This is a genomic window from Chryseobacterium sp. T20 (assembly GCF_047345655.1).
Lineage (GTDB): Bacteria > Bacteroidota > Bacteroidia > Flavobacteriales > Weeksellaceae > Chryseobacterium.
In genome coordinates, this window is the sequence record NZ_JBLFDU010000024.1 from 1 (window position 1) to 1,249 (window position 1,249).

The 1,249-nt window shown below is 32.3% G+C and carries 1 protein-coding gene; it reads left to right on the forward strand.

The features are described 5' to 3' along the window. The first annotated feature begins 229 nt into the window (after nt 1-229). Nucleotides 230-1,210 (forward strand): IS110 family transposase, encoded by a 981-nt coding sequence (locus ACMA47_RS25135; protein WP_413931997.1) that lies wholly within the window; start codon nt 230-232, stop codon nt 1,208-1,210. Nucleotides 1,211-1,249: the final 39 nt, after the last annotated feature.

Sequence of the window (1,249 nt, forward strand, 5' to 3'; positions counted from 1 at the left end):
TTTGCGTGGTAAGTTTGCAATAAATCATAAAGACTTAATTTTAAGAATAACCTTATTGGAAAAAGGAATAGGAAACAGACCGCCTTTGCGCTGATACTTACGATATCGATTTAAACGCTCCATCCCTATTCCTTGTTTTCTAAAAACCGAATAGAACGCTGTTTAGGTAAAATTCTCTTACCACGTTGGTTACAAGAAAACAGATTTCCAATAAATAAAGAAAATTCTTATGGCAAATTTAGAGAAAAAAGTAATTGGAGTAGATGTTAGCTTAAAAATGCTTACCCTTAATTACAAGGATTCAGAGGGAGTAATAATAACACGTAATATTCCTAATCTTAAAAAAGATATTTTAAATAATCTTAAGTTTTTTGATAAAGAAGAATATAAGATCATAGTAGAGGCTACAGGCGCCTATAGCAGTAAGATTTTATATTTTTCCTATGAATTAGATTTCGAAGTAAGTATGGTAAATCCTGTAAGTATAAAAAGATATGGCGAACTAAAAAATCATATCAGTAAGACTGATGCTGAAGATTCCAGACTGATTCGGGAGTATGGTGAACAAGTAGAATTTAGGCCTTATACCCCTAAAAGTATGACTTTGGAATACCTTGATCAGGAATTAAATCTTTGGCATGATCTGGAACAGGAGAAAAGAAAGTATGGTCTTAAGCTTAAAGCTCTTCTACAAAAAGCGCTGTGTAGCAAGGAAACGATAAAACATTACGAAAGACTTATCAGGAATCATGATTGTGAGATAGAAAAAGTCATGTCCCGGATGTCAAGACTTCAGGATGAAGAATTAAAGAGAGATGTAGATTTATTAAGTAGTATTTCGGGCATTGGAGAAAAAACAGCTTTACTGTTGTTGGTAGCTACCAATGGATTTAAAAATTTCGTGAATGCTAAACAAATATCCAAATACTTTGGTGTAGCTCCTCGTCTCTATGAATCAGGAACCAAAAAGAAAAGTCTTGGAAAATGTAGGACCACAAAAAAGCATGTAAGAAGTATTTTATATGTGTGTTCCTGGACAGCTATGAGGTTTAACAGTCAATGCAAGGAACTATATGAAAGAATTTTGTCAAAAAATAAATCAAAAAAAGTGGCATTGATTGCGGTCTGCAATAAATTACTCAGACAATGCTTTGGAATAATGAGAAACAAAATACCTTATCAGAAAAACTATTTACAAGTAGGCACTTAATTTTTTAGCATATTTATTTGCAAGTTAACATAGAACGTT